This is a genomic window from Mesorhizobium sp. M7A.F.Ca.ET.027.03.2.1 (assembly GCF_003999175.1).
Taxonomy (GTDB): Bacteria; Pseudomonadota; Alphaproteobacteria; order Rhizobiales; family Rhizobiaceae; genus Mesorhizobium.
Genome location: NZ_RZOM01000479.1, coordinates 1 through 4,502, shown reverse-complemented (window position 1 = coordinate 4,502; position 4,502 = coordinate 1). Strand labels below are relative to the sequence as shown.

5 protein-coding genes and 1 pseudogene are annotated in these 4,502 nt (G+C 62.5%); all 6 read left to right on the top strand.

Translation table 11 applies throughout. The features are described 5' to 3' along the window. Positions 1–236 precede the first annotated feature (236 nt). Positions 237–1,271 carry a cysteine synthase A gene (locus EN750_RS20180; protein ID WP_127397451.1) on the top strand — a complete coding sequence of 345 codons (1,035 nt, stop codon included), beginning with the start codon at positions 237–239 and terminating at the stop codon, positions 1,269–1,271. Then, positions 1,271–2,014 carry an alanyl-tRNA editing protein gene (locus EN750_RS20175; RefSeq protein ID WP_127330924.1) on the top strand — a complete coding sequence of 248 codons (744 nt, stop codon included), beginning with the start codon at positions 1,271–1,273 and terminating at the stop codon, positions 2,012–2,014. The genes EN750_RS20180 and EN750_RS20175 overlap by 1 nt, the downstream gene beginning before the upstream one ends. Positions 2,015–2,053: 39 nt before the next feature. Then, complete coding sequence (gene sseA / locus EN750_RS20170) at positions 2,054–2,920, top strand: 3-mercaptopyruvate sulfurtransferase (RefSeq protein WP_127397450.1); 867 nt, start codon at positions 2,054–2,056, stop codon at positions 2,918–2,920. A 5-nt stretch (positions 2,921–2,925) separates the two neighbouring features. After that, complete coding sequence (locus EN750_RS20165) at positions 2,926–3,489, top strand: GNAT family N-acetyltransferase (protein ID WP_127330928.1); 564 nt, start codon at positions 2,926–2,928, stop codon at positions 3,487–3,489. A gap of 111 nt (positions 3,490–3,600) precedes the next feature. Beyond that, the gene (locus tag EN750_RS20160) at positions 3,601–4,158 is read left to right on the top strand and encodes an OmpA family protein (protein ID WP_127397449.1); all 558 of its coding nucleotides are present in this window, start codon (positions 3,601–3,603) and stop codon (positions 4,156–4,158) included. Between the two features lie 155 nt (positions 4,159–4,313). Next, positions 4,314–4,502: pseudogene (locus EN750_RS20155) on the top strand (DUF1203 domain-containing protein); the annotation flags it as partial.

Here is a 4,502-nt window from a genome sequence, read left to right as displayed (position 1 = left end):
ATTCCGGACGGAAAACCGTTTCACACTTTTCCTGGAATTGCTCTAGCGGTGAAGAAATCGAATGAAAAGCCGCTTTTCAACGTCAGCCGGAAATGAACAGTGGCGCAAGAGGCCAGCCTCGGGAAGCGCCGACGCAACAACAGCACTGCAAATGCGACTGGACCAGACAAATTCTTGCCTTGAAACCGCAGCTTCGGGTTTCTAGGGTTTCGGCGCACTTACACAAGGAATCCTGAATGCCCCGTTCTGTGATCGACGCGATCGGCAACACGCCTCTGATCCGCCTCAACAAAGCTTCGGAACAAACCGGTTGCGAGATCCTGGGCAAGGCCGAATTCATGAATCCCGGCCAGTCGGTCAAGGATCGTGCGGGCCTGTTCATTATCCGCGACGCCGAGAAGCGCGGGCTGCTGAAGCCCGGCGGCGTGATCGTCGAGGGAACGGCGGGCAATACCGGCATCGGGCTGACGCTGGTCGCCAGGGCGCTCGGCTACCGGACCGTCATCGTCATTCCCGATACGCAGAGCCAGGAAAAGAAGGACACGATCAAGCTGCTCGGCGCTGAGCTGATCGAGGTGCCGGCCGTGCCCTACAGGAATCCCAACAACTACGTGAAACTGTCGGGGCGGCTGGCCGAGCAACTGGCAAAGACAGAACCGAACGGCGCCATCTGGGCCAACCAGTTCGACAATGTCGCCAACCGTGACGGCCATATCCGCACCACCGCGGAGGAGATCTGGAGCCAGACCGGCGGCAAGGTCGACGGTTTCGTGTCGGCGGTCGGTTCTGGCGGCACGCTGGCCGGCGTCGCCTCCGGACTGAAGGCCAAAAGCCGGGATGTGAAGATCGCGCTCGCCGATCCGCTGGGGGCCGCGCTCTATTCTTTCTACACCAGCGGCGAGCTGAAGTCCGAAGGCAGCTCGATCACCGAAGGCATCGGGCAGGGGCGCATCACCGCCAACCTCGAAGGGTTCACGCCGGATTTTTCATTCCAGATCCCCGATGAGGATGCGCTGCCGATCGTCTTCGACCTGATCCAGGAAGAGGGCCTTTGCGTCGGCGGCTCGACCGGTATCAACATAGCCGGCGCGATCCGTCTGGCCAGGGAACTAGGCCCGGGCCACACCATCGTGACCATTCTTTGTGACTATGGCACGCGCTATCAATCAAAACTGTTCAACCCGGAATTCCTGCGCGAAAAGCAGCTGCCGGTGCCAGGCTGGATGGAACTGAAGAGCACAATTCCGGTGCCGTTCGAAAAGGTCGCGTGATGGCAAACAGGACGGACGCCCTGTTTCGCGACGATGCCTATCTGCGGACGGCGGACGCAACTGTCGTTGCCGTCAACGATCGCGGCGGTATCATCCTCGACCGGACCATCTTCTACGCCACTTCAGGCGGCCAACCGGGCGATACCGGGTATCTCGAACGTGGCGACGGCAGCCGAATCGCCATTGCCGCCACCCTCACCGGTGAGACCAAGGACGAGATCATACACGTGCCGGCGCCGGAGCAGGCGGTTCCGCAGCCCGGCGAGGCGCTGAGGCTGGCGATCGACTGGGAGCGGCGGCATCTCCTGATGCGCATGCACGCGGCTTGCCATCTGCTCACCGTCGTCTGCCCGTTCCCGATCACCGGTGCCTCGGTTTCCGAGGACGACAGCCGTGTCGACTTCGACGCTCCGGATGCCGGCTTCACCAAGGAGGACGTCACCGCCGGGCTGATGGACCTGGTGCGGGCCGATCATCCGATCTTTGTCAGGCTGATCAGTGACGAAGACCTGGCCGCCAATCCCGGCCTGGTGAAATCCAAGAACGTTCGGCCGCCGGTGGGCACAGGCAAGATCCGCCTGGTGTGTATCGGCGACAACGCATCGGTGGACAGCCAGCCCTGCGGCGGCACCCATGTGAAAAGCACCGCCGAAGTCGGCGAAATCCACATCGGCAAGATCGAGAAGAAGGGCCGCGAGAACCGGCGCTTCCGCATCCGCTTTGGGCCGATGCCGGCAAACTGAACAGGACAGTGATCGCCAAAAAGCGAGCAGGAGAACAAAATGGCCGAGGACAGCCCCTTCACCGTCGACGCAGACTGGCTGCAGCAACGTCTCGGCGAGCCGGGCCTGACGATCATCGACGCATCCTGGTATCTCCCGGCGCAGAAGCGCGATGCGCGCGGCGAGTATGAGTCGGCCCACATCCCGGGCGCACGATTTCTCGATCAGGACGCCGTTTCGGACCCGGATTCGCCCCTGCCGCATACCTTGCCGTCGCCGCAGCATTTTGCCCAGTATGTCGGCGCCATGGGCGTTTCGGCCGATGACACAATCGTCGTCTACGACGGCCCGGGTTTCTTCTCCGCACCTCGGGCGTGGTGGATGTTCCGGGTGATGGGCGTCTTTCAGACCTATATTCTGGATGGCGGCTTCGATGGCTGGAAAGCGGCCGGCAGGCCGGTGACGGCTGAGCCGACGAAGATCGCGCCAAGCGTGTTTCATGCCGATTTCGACGCCGGGCGCGTCGCCAGCCTCGCCGACATGCGCGGGATCGTCGACACCAAGGCGAGCCAGATCGCCGACGCCCGTGGACCGGGCCGCTTCACCGGCACTGAACCTGAGCCGCGCGCGGGTATCCGCTCCGGCCATATGCCCGGCGCGCGCAATCTGCCCTATTCGGCGCTGTCGGAAAATGGCGAGCTGCTGTCGAAGGACCGCCTGCGCAAGGCGATCGAGGAGGCCGGCATCGATCTGTCGAAACCTGTCGTCACTTCATGCGGCTCCGGCATTACCGCGGCGGTGGTGACGCTGGCGCTGGAAACGCTTGGCCATACAAACAACAGGCTTTACGACGGCTCCTGGACGGAGTGGGGCGGGCTTTCCGACACGCCTGTCGTGACCGGCCCCGTTGTGATCGGCAAGGAATGAAGACGATGGAAAACGGCGCGCTGGAAGACATCGAAGTCACGGTGACGTTCCTCGAGATGCATGTGCCTCCGGCCTATTCACCGGCCGTGCCGTATAACCGTCAGGTCGCGCTGCTGAAGACCAAGGACATTCCGCTGCATTTTTACCGCTATCTGATGGACCGGGTGGGGCGCAAATGGCACTGGGTCAATGTGCTGAGGCTGGATGACGACGAGCTTTCCGCCGGCATCCATCGTGAGGATCGCGACATCAGGGTCCTTTACCTCGACGGCGCGCCCGCCGGCTTCTTCGATCTCAAGCCGCATCTGCCGGAAGAAGTCGAGCTCGCCTATTTCGGCATGATGGAACATGCCACCGGGCAAGGCATCGGCCGCTGGTTCCTGGGCTCCGCGATCGCCGCCGCATGGTCGCATGGGCCGAAGCGGGTGACGGTGCAGACCTGCACGCTCGATCATCCGGCGGCTCTGCCGCTCTACCAGAAGCTCGGCTTTGCACCGGTGGCGCAAAAGAGGGAAATCGTCCATCCGCTGCCTTTCACCGAGCGCGCGGCTAGCGTCATGCGGCCCTAGCCGGAAGCTGACACCAGCTCTAATCTGAACCCGCCGTTCATCGGCCCTTCAGGCTGTTTTTGGCATGTTGCCGGCGCCATCAATGCGGCCAAAGCCGAAGGAGACGAAGACATGCTGACCCGCCGTACACTTGCCGCCGCGCTGATCGCGGCAATTGCCATGCCAAGCCTGGCCGCAGCCCAGGCGACAACGCCTTCGACCGCGACGATCGAGCGGAAGCTCGAGGCGGCTCCGCGTGTGAAATTGCGGCCGAACGAGCGCGTCACCATCCGCGAATTCAAGCGGCGCCCGGATTTGCGCCGCATGGCCCGCTCGATCGATATCCAGTCGATCAACTTCGCCTTCGGTTCGGCGGCTATTGCCAACTCGCAATACGACAAGATCGAGACCATTGCCGACGCGCTGCGGCGCATCCTGCGCCGCGATCGCGGCGCCCGCGTGCTGATCGAGGGCCACACCGACGCCGTCGGCTCCTTCCAGTCGAATCAGGCTCTGTCCGAACAGCGCGCCGCTTCGCTCAAGCGCACATTGGTGCGCGAATTCGGCGTGCCGGGTCATGCTCTCGAGACAGTCGGCTATGGCGAAGAGTTTTTGCTGGTGCAGACGCAGAACGAAAACTGGCAGAATCGCCGGGTGACACTGCGCCGCTTCGACGATTTCATCCGTTGAGCCGCAGCTCTGAATTTTAGTTAGCCGGCGCCTTCGACGGGACTTGATGAGAGCCGGTCGCCGACGGGCGACCGGCTCTTCGATATCTGGCAGGAATCGGGTGGCGGCGAGAGTTCAAAGGGATAATTTCCGGTAGACCACACCGGAGATTTTCCATGACCATCCAGTTCAAAGCTTTGCCGACCGAAGGTGTCAGGACGCTGCAGCGCGGCGGGATCGATGCTTATGGTCAAATGCCCGAGCGAAAGATCTCCGACGGTGACGGCATGCCTTGCCGGCATTGCTTGAAGAACATCGCCGCCGGCGATGCCTATCTTGTTCTGGCGTACCGGCCATTCCCGCAG